General features: G+C 59.9%; 5 protein-coding genes. All 5 read right to left on the bottom strand.

The features are described 5' to 3' along the window. Positions 1-2: 2 nt before the first annotated feature. Positions 3-1,274, bottom strand: coding sequence for an integrase (locus tag VW41_18440; protein ID AJZ90848.1), 1,272 nt, complete (start codon positions 1,272-1,274; stop codon positions 3-5). A gap of 604 nt (positions 1,275-1,878) precedes the next feature. Further along, entirely contained in the window at positions 1,879-3,069 is a 1,191-nt protein-coding gene (locus VW41_18435; GenBank protein ID AJZ90847.1) for a secretion protein HlyD, read from the bottom strand. Then, entirely contained in the window at positions 3,050-5,251 is a 2,202-nt protein-coding gene (locus VW41_18430; protein ID AJZ90846.1) for an ATP-binding protein, read from the bottom strand. The genes VW41_18435 and VW41_18430 overlap by 20 nt, the downstream gene beginning before the upstream one ends. Beyond that, a complete protein-coding gene (locus VW41_18425; GenBank protein ID AJZ90845.1) occupies positions 5,248-6,654 on the bottom strand; it encodes a type I secretion protein TolC in 1,407 nt (468 codons plus the stop codon). The genes VW41_18430 and VW41_18425 overlap by 4 nt, the downstream gene beginning before the upstream one ends. An 81-nt stretch (positions 6,655-6,735) precedes the next feature. Then, positions 6,736-19,308: a large repetitive protein gene (locus tag VW41_18420; GenBank protein AJZ90844.1), complete on the bottom strand. Its 12,573-nt coding sequence runs from the start codon at positions 19,306-19,308 to the stop codon at positions 6,736-6,738. Between the last annotated feature and the right edge of the window lie 203 nt (positions 19,309-19,511).

Below are 19,511 nucleotides of genomic sequence, written 5' to 3'. Positions count from 1 at the left end.
TGTTATGCCGCAATAGCTTTAAATTTTTGAGCAATGACATAATCACTCCACCATTGCATGAGAACCATTCGTTCTGCGAGATACTCGGCACGATTATAGGCTGCAATTATTTCATCTTTCTTCGAGTGGGCAAGTGCCGCTTCTAAGACATCTGTCCTGAACTTACCAGATTCCTCTGCGGCCGTTCGTGCAATGGATCTCATTCCATGGGCTACAAGCTCACCGCCAAAGCCCATTCGAATAATAGCGGCATTAGCTGTTTGTTCATGCATGTGATTGAGCGGAGCTTTGATGCTGGGGAAAACCCACTCTCTGTGCCCACTGATGGCTTTCAATGAATCCAATACTCGCAAAGCTTCTTTACTTAATGGAACCTTATGCGGCTTCTTCATCTTCATAAAATCGGATGGTATGTTCCACATGCTGGTTTCTATATCAATATCAGCCCATCTCGCACGAACAGCTTCACCTGGGCGAACCCATGTGAGAAGTTGCCACTCAATCAGTAGCCTTGTTTCTAAACGGATAGAAGCATTGTTTAAAGCAACCAGGAAGCGGGGGAGTTCGGAAGGGGGTAATGCTGGCATATTCTGTTTTTTAGGCTTACTGAACCGTTGCCCCAGGTTGTCAGCCGGATTGAACTCGATAAGTTCCTCAGTTGCTGCATAACGGAAAATTTCATTTAATCTGGAAATTATTCGCCGTAAGGTTTCGAGAACTCCTCGTTGCTCAATAGGATCGAGATGTTGCTTTAGTAGTTTAGGTCGGATCTCATTGATAGGAACATTTCCCAAACCGGGAAAGATATTTCTCTCCAGGCTTCGCCAGATGTCTTCTGCATGGTCTTGTGAGATGCCTGAGGTCTTAACCTTCTCATTCAACCATTTGCTTGCCACAGCTTGGAGTGTGTGTTCAGTAGCATTTTTTAAGGCATTAGCTTTATCGTTGTTATGGACTTGAGGATCAATGCCATTGGCAAGCAAGGAAAGGTATTCATCTCGTAAGGCTCTGGCTCTTGCCAGTGTAAGGTGAGGATAGGTCCCAAGGCTCATTTTGGTTCTTTTCTTACTCACCGGCACTGCATACCTGAAATACCAATTCTTCTTCCCTCCTTTCGAGAGGGGCGAAATTCGTAGGATTAAACCATCACCGTCAAACAAGTTGATTTCTTTGTCGGCTGGCTTAGTGCTTTTGATTTCAGTATCAGTGAGCTTCTTAGCGATTTTTGCCATTTTGGGACCCTCGATTTTTGGACCCTTCGTTGTGGGTCCCATTCAGGGTGCCATAAGTGATAGTTCTCAGCAATTCTCACTGGACGACAATAGACGTAAAAAAGCCCGCAGAGCTTGTGCTATGCGGGCTTAGTAGACTTCATTGTACTTCAAACAACTAAAAAGTGGTGGAGCTGGCGGGAGTTGAACCCGCGTCCGAAATTTCTACATCCTCGGTACTACATGCTTAGTCAGTCTTTACATTCGCCGGGCAACTGCGGAGAGACACGCCATTACCAGACTATCCTGATTAGTTTTAATGCTTCAACCCCAGGCAAGGCATCCACACGATCTCTTTTGGGTTTGACCTCTCTTTGATCCCCGTCTTAAGAGCGGAAGCTAGGGAGAGAGGGCTCAGAGCAGGTTATTAAGCTGCTAAAGCGTAGTTTTCGTCGTTTGCGACTATTTTTTTGCGGCTTTTTACGAGGCCAACCGCCCCTCGGCATGCACCTTGGGTTTCGCAAATCCCGTCGAATCCAGAATCAGCCCCAATGTGTACCGGCGAGTATAACAGATTTATTACGCGCGTGACCAGCCGTCTAAAGAGAAATCCCGCCGGGTGCCAGGCGTACAAAATTCCTTCAGCACCAGCGGGATAGATGGTCAATTAACGTTCGCGTAGCGCCTCGCGGGCGCGGTTGAACGGCTTAATCAGGTACTCAACGATGGTTTTCTGCCCGGTTTTAATGTCCACGGTGGCTACCATCCCCGGTGAGATGGAGAAATGGTGGCCCACTTTGTTCACCAGGTAGTCCTGGTTGGTGCGGATAAACACCCGGTAGTAGACGATTTCCGGCTTCACCTTGTCCTGAATGGTGTCCGGGGAGATGGTTTCCACGGTGCCTTCCAGCCCACCGTAAATGGCGTAATCGTAGGCGGTGATTTTCACCAGCGCGCGCTGGCCTGGGTGGATAAAGGCGATGTCGCGCGGGGAGAGCCGCGCCTCAATCAGCAGGTGATCGTCCACCGGCACAATCTCCATCATTTCACCGTTCGGCGGAATAACGCCGCCGATGGTGGTGACCTGAATGTTCTTCACGATGCCGCGCACCGGGGAGCGCACGGTCATGCGGGTGACCGAATCCTCCCGCCCTTTGATGATGGCTTCCAGCATGTCCACTTCCGCATTGGCCTTCGACAGCGCCTCGCGCGCCTGCACGTAATACTGCGAGCGCAGGTCGGTGATCCTTAAGCCCAGGTCGCTTTTCTGCCGCTGCAGGCGCAGCACTTCTACGTGGCTCGCTGCCCCGCTTTTTACCAACCGCTGGGTGATATCCAGCTCTTTGTTGACCGACGTCAGCGCGTCCCGCAGCTCGGATTCGGAGTCGTTCAGCTGCGCCCGGCGGGATTTATACAGCCGGGTTTCAGAGGCGATCAGGTCCGGGAACGCTTTGAGCGAGTCCGGGAACTTCAGCGGCTGGTCGTTCACTTCCGCGTAAAGCCGCGCGCTGGACGCCAGAGACGCGCGGTAGCGAGCCGTGCTTTCCCCCACGTTGGACTCGGAGCGGGTTGGGTCGAGGCGGGCGACAATTTGCCCGGCCTGGACTTTGTCGCCCTCGTGCACCAGCAGCTCGGTGACTATCCCGCCGTCCAGCGACTGCAAAATCTGCTCGCGGGAGCTGGGCACCACTTTCCCGGTGCCGGTGGAGACCTCGTCCAGCGTGCCGAACCACGCCCAGACGCCGAACAGAATAAACAGCAGCGTGATGAGCAGGATAATGCGGCTCGCCCCGGAGAATTCGCTTTCGCGCTGGATGTCCGGGTCATCCATGGTGACGTCATGCTGACTGGTTTTCATTGTTCCACTCCCGCGGTGGTGTCTGGCCGGCGGCCGGAGCCTGAGTTGGCCTTGCGGCGCCGAGCGCCTGAGCTTTCGGTGCGTCCATCACCAGCTGGCCATCTTTGAGCACCAGCACCCGTTCGACCAGTTCGAGCACCGGCACGCGATGGGTGGCGACCACCAGGGTGCGGTGGCCGAGCCACTGGTTCAGCCGCTGAATAAATTCCCGCTCGGTGTGGTCGTCCAGCGAGGCGGTGGGCTCATCGAGCAGCACGATGTTGGGCGAGCGGAGCAGCATCCGCGCCAGCAGGATCGACTGGCGTTGCCCGCCGGAAAGCCCGCTGCCGCCTTCCATGATCGGGTGATCCAGGCCTTTGGGCAGGTGCTTCACAAAGTTGCTGGCGCCGCTCACGTCCAGCGCCTCGAAGATAGCCTCGTCGCTGGCGTGCGGCGCACCGAGGGTGAGGTTCTCCCGCAGCGTGCCGTAGAACAGCCGTGCGTTCTGGCTCAGGAAGCCGATGTTGCGGCGCAGATCCGCCATGTCGATTTGGGTCATCGCCAGATCGTCGAGCCGGGCTTCGCCGCTGGCGAGATCGACCCCGCCGGCGAGCGCCTGCAGCAGGGTGGATTTGCCCGCGCCGTTGCGCCCGAGCACGGCAATGCGTTCGCCGCGCTGGATCTCAAGGCGGGCAATGCGCAGCGGGACGCGGGGATCTTCACTGTGGTATTTAAACTGCGCATTCTCAAACAGGTAGTGGCCGTGGAAGATATCCTTGTGGATGAGGTTTTCATCGCGCTGGGTTTCCACCGGCAGCTGCATGATGCTGTCCAGCCCCTGCTTGGCGGCTTTCACCTGCTGCCAGCGGGCGAGCACGCCGCACAGGTTTGCCATCGGGGCAATCATCCTCGAGGCCAGCATGGAGGCGGCAACCATCGAACCGGTGGTCAGTTCCCCCTCAATCACCAGCGGCGCCCCGAACAGCACCACCACCACAAACACCAGGCTTTGAATGGTGATCCCCCAGCTGATTAAGCCCTGGGTCAGCTCCCGGGTTTTCAGGCCGGACTCGGCGGTAATACGGATGTAGCTGTTCCACTGCTGGAGGAAACGGTTCTCCGCCTGCATCAGCTTGATGTCCTCCAGCCCCTGCACGCTTTCCACCAGTACGGCGTTGCGCAGGGTGGATTCGTGGGCGGCCTGGTTGGCCAGCGTGGCGAGCTTTTTCTGCAGCAGCAGGCCGGGCAACACCATCACAATGGCGGCGACCGGGGCTATCCAGGCCAGCTGCGGGGCGATGATCGCCAGCACCCCGACAAACAGCAGGAAGAACGGCAGATCGACGATCGTGGAGATGGTCGAGGAGGTGATCATCTCGCGGATCTGCTCCAGCTCGCGCAGCTGGGAAATAAAGCTGCCGGTGGAGCGGGGCACGGCGCTGTTGCGCAGCCGCAGGGCGTGGCTGAAGACGCGATCGGAAATGCGCATATCGGCCCGCTTGCCCAGCACGTCCATGATGTTGCTGCGCGTGACTTTCAGGATGAAGCCGAACACCACGGCGATCAGCACCCCGGTCGCCAGCACGTAGAGCGTCGGGTACGACTGGGCGGGGATCACCCGGTCGTACACCTGCATCGAGAACAGGATCCCGGCCAGCGACAGCACGTTCACCCAGAAGGCCGCCAGCATCACCGGGCCGTAAGGGCGAATATCCAACATCACCAGCTCTTTCATCCAGTCCGGGCTGAAGCGTGAGATATAGGCGTCGACGCGGCTGTCTTTCAGCGCCGAGAGCGGGCGCAGGGCGGCCACAAAGCGGATCTCCGGCAGCAGCTTGCTGAGCGACTGGCGGTTGGTGTGGCGTTCGTCGTCGAAGTAGCAGATATCCACGGTGTCTTCGCCGTCAAACTGCTCGATCACCGCGATCTGGCCGTTGGCTAAGTCCACCACTACCGGCAGCCGCCACTGGGATATCGCTTTTTCGGTGTTGCCGAGCAGGTGAAATGAGAGCCCTGCCTGGCGTGAAAGCTGGGTCAGCGCGGCGACTTTGGTTTTGTCCTTGAACCACGGGGCGTTGGCCTGAATGGTGCCGGGCGAGCAAACCACGCGGTAGTGCCCGGCAACGTGACTGATGGCGTGGGCCCATTGGGTCAGGGCCTGTTCGCTTAAAAACTCCCCGGCGGGAGAGGCTGTCTGGCTCATGGCTGAATCTCCAGGGACTGGATGTTGCGGTGTTCCAGACCAAATGCGGTGCGTAATTTGCCGGTGTTGTACAGGCAGTTAAGCTGCAGTTGATGGAGCTGGCTCAGCGTTTGTTGTTGGGCGAAGCGCGCCTGGAAAACTTCCTGCTCGGCGTTGAGCACGTCCAGCAGCGGGCGGGAACCCAGGTCGAGGTACTGCTGTTGGTACAGCTCGCGGGTGCGGGCGCTCAGCTGTTCCTGGCGCTGCAGCACCTGGAGCGCGGTGGCGAGGCTAATGGCCTGGCTGCGGGATTCCATGAGCTTCTGGCGCACGTCCAGGCGAACCCGGTCAATGCCGGACTGTGCGGCTTCCACCGCATGGCTGGCGGCATTGCGGCGAGCGGTCAGGCCACCGCCCTGGTAAATCGGCATTTCAACGCGGATATACGCCGAGTATTGCGTCCGGTCCAGCACTTCGCTGCCGGAGTAGTTTTTGTTCAGGTAGTGCTGCACGGACGGCTCCAGCGAGATGGTGGGCGTCATCTGGGCATTGGCGTAATCCAGGTTGGCCTGCGCAACGTTGGCCTGCGCCCAGGCCGCGAGTACGGCGGGCACCAGCCTGTCGTCCGGTTTCGCCACGTTGCAGCTGTTATTCAGCTTCTGCGGGAAATCCGGGCTGACTTTGTTCAGGCTGGTCCAGCCCAGCTGGCTCATCAGCGTCGCCTGGGTACTGTCGAGATTCGACTCGTACTGAATCAGCTGCGAGCGGGCGGACTCGATACGCGCGTCGGTTTGCACCACGTCGGACATCGAGGTTGCGCCCTGGTCGTTCCGCTCCTGAGTCAGGCGGCCAATGGCGGTCAGCGCGTCCAGCTGCTCTTTGGCGATGTCGACCATTTGCTGCCAGAGCTGCACCTGTACCATCGCCGAGGCGGTGTCGTGCCCGACGGTATCAATGCTCACCAGCACGTTGGCCTGGGCCTGGGCTTCCCCGGCGGTTTCGGCGCGGACCTGGCTTGCCACTTTGCCGAAGTCGTAGAGCATCTGGGACAGAGAAAGCACCAGCGACGGGCTGTAGCCGCTGTTGGTGTAGGTGTTGGTGTAGCCGTTGTTCATCCCGGCGCTGATCTGCGGGTAGTACTTGGATTTGGCGACGTTAATCTGTTCAGACTGGCTGGACAGTTTGCCGATAGCTTCACGAATGCTGGGGTGCCAGGTCACAGAGCGGTTGACCGCGTCGTTCAGCGTTAAGATTCCGGGGGCAGGAGAATTCAGCGGGAGGGCGGTTGAGCCATCGAGCGAGGGGAGCTCTTGTTGTTGAGCCAGACCCTGAGTCGTAATAGAAACCGGTGTATCGTCGGCCGAGGCCTGGAGTGAAAACAGACCGCAAGCCAGCCATAACGCAACAGGCTGTAATTTTCCCATATTTTTTCCCTAATAAATGGCACTGCGTTTTTGTCTTATTCCCCGGGCGTCTGCGCGCCCGGGGATTTTTCGCTACAACTATCAGGCAACAATGTGGTTGTTCTGGATCAGCTCATCGAGTGTGGTGTGCACGTTCTCCAAAGTGACAAGAGTGGTTGAGTGGAATGCGCCGGCGGTGCCGTCCCGGTCGATGGAGATGACCGTGTTATTGCCGACGGTAGCCACGCTCAGGTAGTTACCCAGCGTTGAGGTCTGCCCGTTCCAGCCGACCAGCAGGTCGTGGATGTTGATCTGGTCGCCCTGCGCGAGCGAGAAGTTCTTCCAGACGTCCGATCCGTTGCCGCCGGTACCGTCGTTCGCCCCGCCGGCAAGGACGTGATACACCAGCGTATCGGCGTAGGCCGTCGAGCCGTTGATGATGTCCCCGTAGGCGGTACTGACGATCTGCGGATTCATGTTGATGGTCAGCGTGGCGCTGTCCGAATGCCCGTTCTGATCGTTCAGGGTGTAGGTAAAGACCTCTTTGTTGGTGATTGACCCGGGCGTTACTCCTGCATTCAGGGTGTAGGTGTAGTTGCCCCCGATACCAATGGTCAGGGTGCCGTACTGGCCCTGAATGGTTGCTACGGCGTCGCTGTTGGTCTGCGGGTTAAGGGTCGCCGTACTGCCGTTGGCGCCGGTAATCGTTACCAGCGTGTGGACGCTGCCAAGCTGGTCAGCCGCGCCGGCGGAGTCAGTGCCGTCGTACAGGTTGCCGTGTACGACGGTGCTTTGCGCCGTGAAGCTATCCAGCAGGTTCGAGGTCCCGGTGATGTTCGGCGTGATGGTGATGGTACCCAGCCCCAGCGGCCCCATGTTGCCGACATAGCTCAGCGTCCAGGTGCCGGAATGCAGATCCGTGACCGGGATAGTGGCCGTGCCGCCCAGCAGGGCGCTGCCGCTAAAGGTGCCGGTGTAGGTATGGCCCAGCCCGTCGCTCAGCGTCCAGCTCACCGACAGCCCGCCCAGTACCAGCCCGGAAGCCACTTTGAACACAATGGCAGCCCCGCTCAGCACGGTGTTATCCGCGATGGTAAAGGTGCCGCTGCCGTTGCCGTGGGTAGAGGCCAGCAGCGCCGTGTTCCAGGAGGTTTGACCGACCGTGGCGCTCGCGTAAGCCGCGGTGTTCTGCGTCGACGTGATAGCCATAATCGAGCTGACGTCGTTCACGGCATCCACGGTGTGCGGCGTGGCGGTGATGTTCAGCGACGCGGTGCCGGTATCGCCATTTGGCGCGGTGACGGTGTAAACGAAGCTGTCTGGCGTATTGATGCCATCGGCCCCCTGGCCGCTTTTCAGCGTATAGGTGTAGTTGCCGTGGGCATCAATGGTCAGCATCCCGAACTTGCCGACGATGGTGGTAGTGCCGGTGGCCGAAATGGACACCCCGTTCACCGCCGTCAACAAACTGCCTGCCGGGGCGATGTCATCCTGCATCACATTGCCGGTGGTCGTAGCCGTCAGGCTATCGACCGCGTAGGTATGATCCTGCAGGATATTCAGCGTGTAGCTGGTCAGAACCGAGACGCCGCTGGCGTTCATCAGCAGGAACAGGTAATCCCCGCCGCCCAGGGTGACAGTCAACTGGCCTGAAGAACCGCCCAGCAGCGGTGCCGTCAGCCAGGTTTTCTGCACCTGGAACTGCTCGTATTGCTGAGTCGCCGCGTTGAACTTGTAGATGTACAGGTCAAAGGTGGAGAGCAGCGCCACCCCGCCAACGCTCGCCTGCAGCGTCATGGTGCGGGTCGATCCGTCTGCAACATCAAACAGGATCGGGTTGCTCATGTTGGCCAGCAGGTTGAGGTTAACCACGTTACCCACGCCTACGCTCAGTACCGACAGGCCGGTTTGCTGTGAAGCCCCGTGGTCAACGGCGACAACATCGGTGCCGAAGGTCAGCGAACCGGTGTTATCCGTGGCGGTGACCGTGCTGGCCGGTGCGCCGTTGCCGAGGGAAACAATCAGCTGCGCGGAGTCGCTGACGCCCTGATGCGTGATGGTGTAGGTGAAGTTCTCGGTGCGGCCCAGTACCGCCGCCGAGGTGTTGGTTAAGGTATAGGTATAGCTGCCGTCCTGGTTGATATGCAGGGTGCCGTATTTGCCCTGGATATCCAGCCCGCCAGCGCCCACGGTGTGGCTGACGCCGTTGGCATCGGTGATAGCCGTTACCACAGTGCCGGTAGGGGCGTTATCTACTGCGCCGCCAGGGCCTGGATCGGTAATCACGTTCCCGGTCGAGCTGGTGGTGCCGCTGACAACGCCAGGGCCGGTTTCCTCGACGGTCACCGCAAGGTTCGTTGTCGCTCCGACGGCCAGCAGGCTGGTGTTATAGCCGAGCACGCGGTATTGCCCTTCGCCCAGTCCATCAAGGTTCAGGGTGACGCCGGTCGCGCCCAGGGTCAGCAGGTTCAGGAACTGCGGCAGGGACGAATCGACCACCGTGGTCCACGAATTGGTGGCCGAGTCATATTTCTGAATGGCGATTTCCAGCGTATTCAGCAGGGACAGAACCACCCCGGTGGCGGCGGCGTTAATGGTGATATGCCCGGTTGCCCCGCTGCCAATGGTGAAGCCAACCTGGGCGGTATTGCTGCCCAGTACCGACCCCACGTTCCCCAGCGCCCCAACCAGCAGGGTGCCATAGCCACTGTAGTGCTCGGTGGTGATAGTGGCATCTGTGGTGAGTGCCAAATCGACCACGTTGCTGCTCGCAGAGAGCGGCAGGATCGGCGCGGTAATGGAGAGCGACGGCGAGACGTTACCCGCCGCATCGGCGGCAGAAATCGACAGCGACTGTCCTTCAATCTGACGGGTCGGCAGGGTGATGCTGAACGCGCCGGAAGCATTCGCGGTGCCGGTGACGGTGATCCCGCCCGGCAACGTAATGGTCACGGTGCTGTTCGCTTCTGCGACGCCAGTGATCGTTGACCCGTCGGCGCTGATAACCCCGGTCGGGATCAGCGGTGGAATGGTATCGACAATCACCGAGGTTGGCAGAGATGCCCCGCCTGTCCCGTTGGCGTTGGTTGCCGTGGCGGTAAAGGCATGTACGCCATCACCCAGCGCGCCGGTTGGGGTGAACGTCCAGACGCCGCTCGCGTTGGCGGTGACCGTGCCCAGCAGCGCCCCGTTGTCGTAAATCTTCACGGTGGCATTGGCTTCGGCGGTACCGTTAATTGTCGGCCGGGTATCGTTGGTGCTCTGGCCGTTGCCCACCACGCCGGTTTTCGGCAGGACATCGTCCACGATGCTGGTGATCACCGGCAGCCCAGGCACACCGGTGAACGGTGCGGTGAAGCCGGCGGAGACGCCAGTGTTCCCGGCGGCATCCTGAGCAAAGGCCAGCAGCGGCTGGCCGCTGGTTTGCGCAGGGGAGAGCGTGATACTGAAGTTCCCGCTGCCGTCTGCTTTCGCTGTGCCCAGTACCGTCCCGGTTGAGGAGGTAATGGTGACGGTGCTGTTGGCTTCGGCAAGGCCGGTGACCACGGTGCCGGTGGCGTTGACCGTCAGGCCCGTTGGCGCCAGCGGTGGGATGGTATCGACGACAATACCGGCCGGTACGGACGGCACGCTGACGTTACCCGCCGCATCCGTTGCGGTGACGGTGAACGAATGGTTGCCCTGGAGAAGCGGCAGCGTCGGGGTAAACGTCCAGACGCCGCTGCCGTTCGCCGTTGTGGTACCCAGCAGGACGCCGTTATCAAAGATATTGATAGTGGCGTTGGCTTCGGCCGTCCCGTTCAGGGTTGGGCGAGTGTCGTCCGTCGGCTGGTTGTTGCCAACCGGGCCGGTTATTGGGCCGACGTCATCCACCACGGAGGTAATTACCGGCTGGCCAGGTGCCACGGTATCCACCACCACGGTGAAGCCTGCCGTTGGGCTACTGACCACGCCCGCGCCGTTGGTGGCGGTGATGGTAAAGGTATGTGAGCCGTTTGCCAGTACGGTCGGCGGGGTAAAGACCCAAATGCCAAGGGCGTTCGCCGTTACGGTGCCAATCAGGTTGCCGCCATCGTAAATCTTGATGGTGCTGTTGGCATCTGCCGTCCCGTTCAGGGTTGGACGCGGATCGTTAGTGGCCTGGCCGCTGGTTAATGGCCCAACTGTGCCACCGGCGACGTCATCCACCACGGAGGTCAGCACTGGCGTATTCGATACGCCGCTGGCGATGGTCAGGGTAAAGCCAGCCGAAGGTACGCTGGTGTTGCCTGCCGCATCGGTCGCGGTGACGGTGAACACGTGCTGGCCGAGAGGCAGCGCGGTACCCGGCGTAAAGCTCCATACGCCCAGCGCGTTGGTGGTCACGGTGCCAATCAGGGTGCCATTATCGTAAATGCTAATGGTGGAGTTGGCTTCCGCTGTCCCACTGAGGGCTGGCTGAGTGTCGTCCGTTGTTTGTCCGCTCACCAATGGCCCCTGAACCGGACCAACGTCATCGAAGGCCTGAACCACAATCGGCTGAGTCGGCGCAATGGTATCGACCACCACGTTAAACGCTGTTGACGGCAGGCTGACGTTGCCCGCGGCGTCCGTCGCGGTCACGGTCAGCGCATGGCCGCCGTTAATCAACGGTGTGGATGGTCGGAAGGTCCAGGCTCCGCCCGCATCTGCCTGGACGGTGCCAAGCAGAACGCCGTTGTCGTACACGCTGACGGTGGCATTGCCCTCGGCGGTACCGGTCAGCACTGGACGGGTGTCGTCGGTGACCTGGCCGTTAGACAAGTTGCCGACGATTGGGCCGACGGCATCCGCCACGTTACTGATAACCGGAGCGTTTGGCGCAATGGTGTCAACGGTCAGTGAGAAGCCGTTAGACGGATTACTGACGTTGCCAGCCGCATCGGTCGCGGTCACGGTTAAGGTATGCGCACCGTTGCCGAGTGCGGCCACCGGGGTCAGCGTCCACGCGCCAGACCCGTTGGCGATGGTGGTGCCAATCAGGTTGCCGTCGCTGTAAACCTTAATGGTGGCCCCGGCTTCCGCCGTCCCGCTAAGAGAAGGGCGGGTTTCGTTGGTGGCCTGGCCGTTGGTGATTGGCCCCAGCACCGGCGCGGTGTTGTCCAGCACGGTAACGATCACCGGCGGGTTCGGTGCGACAGAGTCAATGTTCACGCCAAACGAGGCCGCGTTACTGACGTTACCTGCCGCATCGGTCGCCGTCACGTTCAGGGTATGTACCCCCTGACCCAGCGGCGTGGTTGGGGTGAAGGTCCAGTTGCCCAGGCCGTCCGCCTGGGTTGTACCCAGCACGTTGTTGCCGTCTTTCACCGTGATGATGGCGTTGGCTTCCGCCGTACCGGTCAGGGTTGGCTGAGTGTCTTTGGTCAACTGGCCATTGATCAGCGGCAGGCTGCTGCCAGGCAGCGTCTGGTCGTCGGTGACGGACAGAATAACCGGCACTATCGGTGGCACGGTATCCACCACCACGGTAAAGCCAGGGCTTGGGTTACTGACGTTGCCCGCCGCATCGGTCGCGGTGACGGTGATGTTGTGGTTGCCGTCCAGCAGCGGAACCGTTGGGGTGAATGTCCAGTTGCCGCCCACCGGTACCGTGACGGTGCCGATCACCACGTTCCCGTCTTTAAAGATTAGCGTGCTACCCGCCTCGGCGGTGCCGCTGAAGGTCGGCGTATTGTCGTTAGTCGGCTGCCCGGAAGTGACTGGCTGCGAGGTCACGTCGTTAATGACGGTGGATATCACCGGCGAGGCTGGGGCGATGGTATCCACATTGACCACAAAGCCGGTGGAAGGCACGCTGACGTTACCGGCGGCGTCGGTTGCCGTCACGGTCAGGGTGTGCGAACCCTCACCGAGGTTAACCGTTGGCGTAAAGGTCCAGACGCCAAGGACGTTAGCAGTGGCGGTGCCGATAACCACGCCGTTATCGAGGATGTTCACCGTCGAACCGGCTTCTGCCGTACCGCTCAGGGTTGGTTTTGGATCGTTGGTGGCCTGGCCGTTGGTCAGCCCGCCGACGTTCGGCAGGACGGCATCCACCACGGTGAGGATCACCGGCTGCGCTGGCGGAATGGTGTCCACGATAATGTTGTACACCAGGGACGGAACGCTGGTTTCCAGGCCAACGGTCTGGGTGGCCGTGAAGGTATGCGGCCCCTGAATCAGCGGCGTTGTCACGGTCCATGTCCACTGGCCAGAGCCGTTGGCTGATACCGTGGCGACATTGATGCCATCAATGAAGATATGCACGATGGCGTTAGCCGCCGCCGTACCGTTCAGGATTGGCTGGGTGTCATCGGTCGACTTACCGTTTCCGACGTTGCCGGTAATGGTGCCGACATCGTCCATCACGGTGTCAATGGTCGGCGCGGCCGGGATACCCAGGTTGATGCCCGCGTTAAAGTCCGTGGCCGGGCTTTGGTTCCCGGCGGCATCCTGGGCGATAGCCGTGAGCGCTTCACCGTTATACTGCGGCGGCACCAGGGTAACGGTCCAGATCCCGGTCACAGGCAACGCCGTGCCGGTGCCCAGAATATGCCCGTCGCTATCTTTGATAATGACCGTGCTCCCCGGCTCCGCTGTCCCGGTAACCAGCGCCCCGGTGACGTCGGTAATCGGGTTCACCACTGGCGGTGCTGGTGGAACGGTATCGACGGTGATCACGATAGGCGTGGATGGCCCTACAGAGTTGCCTGCAGGATCGGTCGCTTTGATGGTAATGCTGTGCGGCCCATCGCCCAGCGTCGAGGTTGTGATACTCCAGGTGCCGTTGGCGCCTACTACCGCGCTGCCAAGCACGGTAGTGCCGTTAGTGTCGTACAGCGTGACAGTACTGCCGACGCTGCCGGTCCCGGTAAAGGTCGGCGTAGTGTCATCGGTCAGGCTGCCGTTTGTGAGCGGCGTCTGGATTGGCCCGACATTATCGATAATCTCGGTGACAACCGGCAGCGTCAGCGGGGTTGAGTCCACGGTCAAGGTGAAGGTTGAGGACGGCCCGCTGGCGTTACCGGCGGCATCCGTCTGAACTGCTGTCAGGTTGTAAACGCCATTAACCAGCGGAGTGGTTGGGGTGATTGCCCAGTTGCCGCTGCCGTCGACTGTCGCGGTCCCGATAACGGTGGTGCCGTTATACAGCGTGACTGTCTCACCCGTGACGCCTGTCCCGCGGAATACCGGAGAAACATCATCGGTGACTGAGCCGCTGCCCAGAGGGCCGGTGACGGCACCCACGCTATCATCGGCGGACTCTATAGTCGGTGCCGCTGGCGCGGTGGTATCGACGGTAATGGCGATCGAGACTGATGGTGGGCTGATGTTCCCCGCCGGGTCGGTCACCAGGACGGTAATGTTGTAGGTCGCTTCACCCAACGGCGTCGATGGCGTAAAGCTCCAGGTGCCATCGGAGCGCACGGTTGTGCTGCCGATTAATACGTTCCCGTTGTTGTAAATATCGATGGTCGAACCCGCAACGCCGGTGCCGCTGAAGGTTGGCGTCGTGTCGTTGGTGCTGCCGCCAGGGGCGACGGGACCTACGACAGGTGGCACGTCATCGGTCACAATTGGGGCGGCTGGCTGAGCGGGAGCGGTTGCGTAAACGGACAGCGTGAAGCCAGAGGACGGCATCCCCGCGTTACCCGCTGCATCCGTTGCTGTTGTGGTGAATACATGCGTGCCGCTCAGCAGTGGAGCGTTCGGGGTGATGCTCCAGTTGCCGTTCGAATCGACGGTGGCTGTGCCAATCGGCGTTGTACCCCCGTCAACGTACAGTGTGATGATGGCCCCCACTTCGCCCTTACCGGAGATCACCGGCTCGGTACTTTGGGTGCTGCCGCCGTTTATCAGCGTGACTGGCGAACCGGAGACGTTGCCCAGCGCGCTGTCGATAGTCGGTGCCCCTGGTGGGGTAGTATCGATAACCACAATCTGAGTTGTGGCAGTGCTGGTGTTTCCGGCCGCATCCGTCACATAAACATTCAGGGTATGCGAGCCTTCGCTCAGCGGCTGAGTTGGCCTGAATGTCCAAGCGCCGGTGCCGTCTGCCGTGACGGTCCCGATAAGCGTAGCGCCATCGTATATCTGGACGACCGCATTAGCGCCCGCCGTCCCGTTAATAACAGGCTGAGGATCGTTGGTGGAGCCCCCCGGCTGCACCGGGCCAAGATCCGGGGAAACATTATCTATTATCTCGCCGATGGTCGGCGGTGTTGGCAGGACAGTGATCAGCTCAACGTTCCACGGCGTGGAGTGCGCGGTGACGTTGCCTGCGGCATCCGAAGCCGTGACGGTAAAGGCGTGAGGCCCGTCCAGCAGCGGGGTGCCTGGCGTAAATGTCCAGGTCCCGTTGCCGTTCACGGTAGTGGTTCCCAGGACGTTCAGGCCGTCGTAAACCGTGATGGTGGAACCCGGTTCCCCGCTGCCGCTCAGGGTTGGCGTTGGGTCGTTGGTCGCGCCGTTATTGCTGACCGGCCCCGTTACGGTACCCACATCGTCATACACCTGGGTAATCGTCGGGGCTGTCGGGGCGATGGAGTCAACGTTGATCGCAAAGGCGGCGCTTGGCTGGCTGACGTTACCCGCGGCATCCGTGGCGGTCACCGTCAGGCTGTGCAAGCCCTGGCCGATAGAGGTGGTTGGCGTAAATGTCCATGCACCGGTTCCGTCTGCGCTGACTGTGCCAATCAGCGTGCCGTTGTCGTAGATCTTCACGGTTGAGTTAGCCTCAGCCGTGCCGGAGATCGTCGGTTTATCGTCGTTAGTCAGGTCGCCGTTGTTCAGGTTACCAGTATGCTCAGGCACGTTGTCGACCACGGAACCAATGATCGGCATATTTGGCGGAGTGATATCCGGGGCGGTGACCGGGGCGTTCGGGCCAATATTCCCCGCGGCATCCGTGGCGTTCACTTCCAGAATCTGGCCGTTAGCCTGCGGTGTGGTCAGGGTGATGGTGAAGCTGCCGTCCGGCCCGGCTACGGCCTGGCCCAATGGATTCCCCAGTGCATCGGTGACTTTTACCGTGCTGCCCGCTTCTGCTTTACCGGTCAGGATGGTGCCATCTTCATTGACCAGCAGGTTGGTTGGCGCCACTGGCGGGGTGTGATCCTGGGCAACCACGGTGGCAGGCAGACTGGTATTGGCGGCGGCGTCCGTCGCGGTGACCAGCAGCGTTTGACCGTTAAGCTGCGGCGGTACCAGCAGGATATCGAAATGTCCGCTTGGGTCGGCGGTGCCGACGCCAATGATGTTGCCGTTGCCGTCTTTGACGGTGACGGTGCTGCCAATTTCGGCGGTACCGGTTAACTGCAGGCCATCGGCGGAGACTGCCAGGTTACCCGGCGCGTTTGGTGCTGTGTGGTCCGGGGCAGGAATGGTCGCCCCCAGCCCGGTGTTGCCTGCTGCGTCGGTGGCTTTAGCCGTCAGAAGCTGCCCATTAAGCTGAGGTGGGTTAAGCGTGACGGTGAAGTTGCCCGTCCCGTCCGCCGTGGCGCTACCGAGCGTGTTGCCGTTAGCGTCAGTAATGGTCACTTTGCTGTTGGCTTCGGCTGTCCCGCTGAGCGTTGTCCCGTCGTTGGAAACCGTCAGCGCGGTTGGCAGACCCGGAGGAATGGTATCCACAACTACGCCAAACGGTGCCGATGCACCACTGGTGCCGTTGTTATTCGTAGCGGTAAAGGTGAAGGAGTGTGGACCATCGAGCAGAGGCAGTAATGGCGTAAATGTCCAGTTACCGTTCGCGTCAGGCGTCGCGAACCCAATCTCCAGGCCATTATCGTAGACAGTGATGCTGGTGGTACCCGCTTCAGCAGTCCCGGTTAGCGTTGGGCGACTGTCATCCGTGGCCTGGCCATTGGCTAGCGGGCCCTGGATCGGGCCGACATCGTCAGTCACGGACACCAGAACCGGCACGGTCGGGAAGCCGGAGTTTGAGGCTTCGAATGGCGTATTCGGGCCCTTGTTGCCAGCCGCATCGTTAACTTCAGCGATAAGGTTTTCGCCGTGGGTTTGCGCAGGCGTCAGGGTGACAGTGAAGTTGCCGCTGCCATCGACCTGCGCCGTGCCTAACACTACGCCACCCGTGGTGGTAATTGTGACCGTCGCGCCAATTTCCCCCGTACCAGTTACGGTCGTCCCGTCCTGGCTAACGGCGTCAACGACGACGGCAAGTGGCGGGATGGTATCGACGGTGAAGGTTGGGCCAACGGTAATGGTACTGACGTTGCCAGCCAGATCGGTCTGCTGCAGGGTAATGGTATGCGGGCCATCAATCAGATCGAGAGTCGGGGTAAAGGTCCAGTTCCCGTCATTGCCCACGGTGACCTGACCAATTGGAATACCGTTATCAAAGATGGTTAGGGTACTGCCTGCTTCCCCGGTGCCGCTGAAGACCGGTTTTTTATCATCGGTCACGCCGTTGTTGCCGACAGGCCCGGTGATGGATCCCGCTGAATCGAGGATCTGATCGAGCACAGGTGGATTCACCACGGTATCCACAACCACGGTATAGGATGCGGAATTACCGCTGTCGCCGCGAATGTTAGAGGCGGTGGCGGTAAAGCTGTGCGGGCCGTCAAGTAAGTTGGAACCCGGCGTGAAGCTCCAGGTGCCCCCGGGCAGAACGAGGGTGGTGCCAATCTCAACCCCATTATCATAGATATGAATGGTTTCACCGGCCACGCCCGTGCCCTGCAGCGTCGGGGTTTGGTCATTGGTTGGCTGGTTGTTTGGTACGGTGCCCACGATGGGCGGTACGCTGTCAATAATGGCGGTGATCGTCGGTACCGTTGGCAGTGGGAATAATGGCGCGGTTGCGTCGGCAGGCGGGCTGACGTTGCCTGCGGCATCGGTAGCTGTCACTTGGAGATTGCTGCCATCAAGCTGCGGCGTGGTCAGGGTGATGTTGAATGCACCGGTCACAGGCGCGGCGGTACCGGTGCCAATCACGTTCCCGTTCGCATCTTTGATGGTAACGGTGCTGCCTGGCTCAGCAAGCCCCGTTACTGTATCGCCAGTAGCGCTGACTATCAGGCCGGTGGGTTCGTCAGGCGCGGTGGTGTCCACGACAACGGTGTAGCTGGCCGAGGTTCCGCTGTCGCCTCTGACGTTAGAGGCCATTGCCGTGAAGGTGTAGGAGTTATCAGCCAGAGGGGTTTGCGGCGTAAAGCTCCATGTCCCGTTGACGTCAACCTTAGCGGTGCCGATTTCAGTGCCGTTGGCGTAAACATGAATGGTGTCCCCGGCTTGCCCGGTGCCCTGCAGGGTTGGGGTTTTGTCGTTAGTCGACTGGCCATTCCCCACATTACCGGTGTTGGGAGCCTCATCGTCAAGAACGCCGGTAATCACCGGCAGGACCGGTGGCTGCACGTCTGGCGCGGCAACGTTGGCCGGTGGGCTGCTGTTGCCCGCCGGGTCGGTGACCACCACGGTCAAGGTTTCACCGTCTACCTGAGGCGTTGTCAGGGTGATATTAATATTGCCGTTGTTATCGGCCGTGCCGGTTCCGACGACAACGCCGTTCGGATCTTTAATGGTTATTGCGCTGCCAGCTTCTGCATGGCCAGTCACGACTTCCCCGTCGGGGCTAACGACAAGACCGGTAGCTTCTGCTGGTGGTTGGGTGTCAATGGTCACGGTCCAGGATTGGGAGGGAGCCCCTTCGCCCCTTTCGTTACTCGCCGTGGCGGTGAAAACATGGGAGCCATCTGCCAGAGGACCACCCGGGGTAAAGCTCCACGTACCGCCAGCGCCCACCACGACGGTGCCAATTTGCACGCCGTTATCGTAGATGTGGATGGTGGTTCCGGCCTGACCTGTACCGTTCAGCGTTGGTGTATTGTCGTTGGTCGGTGAGTTATTGCCGACGGTACCGCCGTTAGGCGCATTGGGATGATCGTTAGTCACCCCGGTGATGCTTGGTTCGTCCGGCAGCGGAATATTAGGGGCGGTAACGGTGGCCCCCGGCCCGGTATTACCGGATGGGTCGGTCGCCGTGGCGGTCAGCGTTTCCCCGCCTAGCTGCGGCGAGGTTAATGTAACGGTGAAGCTGCCATCGCTGCCCGCGGTGCCGGTGCCGAGAATATTGCCGTTAGCATCTTTGATAGTCACCGTGCTGCCCGGTTCGGCATTCCCGGTCACGGTTCTGCCGTCGGCGGAGACGGCAAGGCCGGTTGGGGCCGGCGGCGGCGTGACGTCCGGCCTGCCTGGGTTACCAGGGTTGGTGCCGCTATCAGAGTGTCCACCCCCGCCGCTGGAGGCGGCAGCAATGGCCCCGCCCGCGGCAACGGCCAGCCCACCCAGCACCCACGGCCAGACCGCGCCGCCTTCTGCGTGTGCGCCAGTGGCAGCCATGATCGCGTCAATATTGGCAATTTGCTCATAGTGAGCAGCGACTTCTGGATCCTGCACCCACCACAGGACGCCGTCATGGCCTTCCAGCACCAGCTGGTTGCCACCCTGATCGGCAAAGGCGTAGTAGTTTTTGATGGTAATGGTTTCGCCGGAATGGAGTTTGATCACCAGGTCCTGGCCCGAACGCGTGTAGCTGGCTATCTCTCCACGTTCAATTTTCAGCTCGACAATTGAGGGACCTTTTAAGGTGATTTCAGAGGCTTCGACGTTATTTTTTACGCCGGTTAATTTAGAGATAATTGAAATTGAACGCATTGTTATCACTCCATTCGCGATGAACGTGGTGGTAGTCAGTTGCCCGGCGTAATGTGTTCATTGCCGAAAGCAAAATGTTTAAGTGTACGAGCCCCTTCGCGATAAACAGGCGAAAAAGGGCATGTATCAAAAAATTGATAACAGTGATTATTAATAAAAAAGACGTTTCCGGTGCGGAATCGAAATTAGTTAATTCTCAGGGT

Origin of the sequence: Klebsiella michiganensis (assembly GCA_000963575.1) — a bacterium.
Taxonomy (GTDB): Bacteria; Pseudomonadota; Gammaproteobacteria; order Enterobacterales; family Enterobacteriaceae; genus Cedecea; species Cedecea michiganensis_A.
This window is presented reverse-complemented; position numbering and strand designations above follow the sequence as displayed.